We start from the raw sequence: 2,198 nt of genomic DNA on the forward strand, positions 1-2,198 counted from the left end.
ATCAGGAACGTTTCGAAGCCGGCGGCCTTTGCATCGAGAGCCGACCATGCCACGCAGAAATCCGTTGCAAGACCAGCGCAGAAAACCCGCCTCAATCCGCGCTCTCTGAGATAACCCTGGAGGCCAGTTCCAGTGGTCCGATCCGCTTCGATGAACGTCGAATAGCTGTCTATCTGCGGGTCGTAGCCTTTGCGGATGATCAGCGTCGCGTGCGGAATGTCGATCTCATCGGCGATGGCGGCACCCCGTGTGCCCTGGAGACAATGGTCGGGCCAGAGAACCTGTGTCCCATAAGACAGCTCGATCGTTTCAAACGGCGCTTTGCCGGAATGGGTCGAGGCGAAGGACGTGTGGCCCTCCGGATGCCAATCCTGCGTCAGCACGACATGCCTGAACAGGCGCGCCAGASGATTGATGGGCTCGATCACCGCATGACCGTCGGCCACAGCGAGCGAACCGCCCGGAAGAAAGTCGTACTGGACGTCGGTGACGATCAGGACATCCTCGTCGGTCACGTTGATCGTCGGTTGCTCGCCCATCGTTGTGCCACTCCACCAAATAAAAAGGGCAGCCGATCGTTCGGCTGCCCTCCATCCATTGTGGTTGCGCCTATTGCGGCAGCTTGTCGTCGATGCCCTTCACGTAGAAGTTCATGCCGAGCACCTGCTCGTCCGACAATGCGGTACCGCCCTTGCATTCGACCTGGTTTCCGTCCTGCTTCAGGATGGGACACTTGAACGGGTTGAGCTTGCCCGAGGCGATAGCGGCCTCCGTATCCTGCGCCATCTTCTTCACGTCGTCGGGCATGATCCGGTAGGGCGACATGTGGACCATCTTGGAGGCGAGGCCGCCCCAGGTGTCCTCGGATTTCCAGGTTCCGTCCAGCACCGCCTTGGCACGGGCGACATAGTAATCCGACCAATTGTCGACGATGGCGGTCAGCTGGGCCTTAGGCGCAAACTGCTCCATGTCGGAGGCCTGGCCGAAGCCGAACTTGCCGCGTGCCTCTGCGGCCTGCAGCGGGGCCGGGCTGTCGGTGTGCTGAGCGATCACGTCGACCCCTTGATCGAGCAGCGCCTTGCCGGCATCGGCTTCCTTTGCCGGGTCGTACCAGGAATTCGCCCACACGACCTTGATCTTGATGTTCGGGTTGATCGATTGGGCGCCGAGGAAATACGAATTGATGCCCGCGACGACTTCCGGGATCGGGAACGCGCCGACATACCCGATGGTGCCGGATTTCGACATCTTCGCGGCAATCTGCCCGATGATGTAACGCCCCTCGTGGAACCGGGCGGCGTAGGTGGAGAGATTTGGTGCGCGCTTGAATCCGGTCGCGTGCTCGAACTTCACGTTCGGATACTTTTTCGCGACCTTCAGGGTCGGCTCCATATAGCCGAACGAAGTGGTGAAGATCAGCTTGTGTCCCGTCCGGGCGAGTTGCTCGATCGCACGCTCGGAATCGGCTTCCGGAACGCTTTCCACATAGGTGGTCTCGACCTTGTCACCCAAGGCCTTCACGACAGCTTGGCGGCCGATATCGTGCTGGTGGCTCCAGCCGTAATCTCCGACTGGACCGACATAGATGAAGCCGATTTTCAGCTTCTCCTGAGCGCTCGCGCCGCCGGCCGTCAAGCCGAGGGCCGCAATGCCCGCCATGGCTCCCAAAAATCCGCGTAGGTTCATAGTCTTTCCTCTGGCTGATACACGCTCCCGAAGCGGAACCGGCGCGGGAGACGGTGTACGAAATCGACATTGCGAAGCGCGAACGACGTGAACTTCAGTCGCCGGCCGTACTCCGCATTTTCCCTATTCGTCGCAGGTCCGATAAGGTCCTGCAAGACCGAACACATGCATCCAAAATAGCCGCCTGCTCAGCGCTCGGGCACGAAAGGCACGCCGAGCGAACCGGGGGCGCCGATCGCCCTCCCGCGCTGGATCGAAAGCAGCAGCAGAACGAGGATCGTCGCCACGTAAGGCACGGCGGAGAGCACCTGGGACGGCAGTCCGAACTGGGCCGCCTGGGCGTGAAGCTGAAGCACCGAAGCTGCGCCGAAGATATAGGCGCCCACGAGGGCCCAGGCGGGTCGCCAAGCCGCGAAAACCACGAGTGCAAGGGCGATCCAACCCCGGCCCGCGGTCATTCCGGGTGACCAGAACCGTGTGTAGACAAGCGAAAGATACGCACCGGCCAAGCC

2 protein-coding genes and 1 pseudogene are annotated in these 2,198 nt (G+C 61.3%); all 3 read right to left on the reverse strand.

The genetic code is table 11. The annotated features are described in order from the left end of the window. A partial coding sequence (locus AC1DT3_RS18705; RefSeq protein ID WP_477466726.1) for a nicotinamidase occupies positions 1 to 539 on the reverse strand: 539 nt, incomplete at its 3' end. 70 nt (positions 540 to 609) lie between these two features. Then, entirely contained in the window at positions 610 to 1,686 is a 1,077-nt protein-coding gene (locus AC1DT3_RS18710; RefSeq protein WP_477466727.1) for a BMP family ABC transporter substrate-binding protein, read from the reverse strand. 188 nt (positions 1,687 to 1,874) lie between these two features. Beyond that, a pseudogene (locus AC1DT3_RS18715) lies at positions 1,875 to 2,198 on the reverse strand (ABC transporter permease); the annotation flags it as partial.

The organism is Microvirga sp. P4_G7 (assembly GCF_056401005.1).

Bases quoted from the DNA above. Each gene is read 5' to 3' on its own strand.
- AC1DT3_RS18710 (WP_477466727.1), bottom strand. From the start codon at position 1,686: ATGAACCTACGCGGATTTTTGGGAGCCATGGCGGGCATTGCGGCCCTC.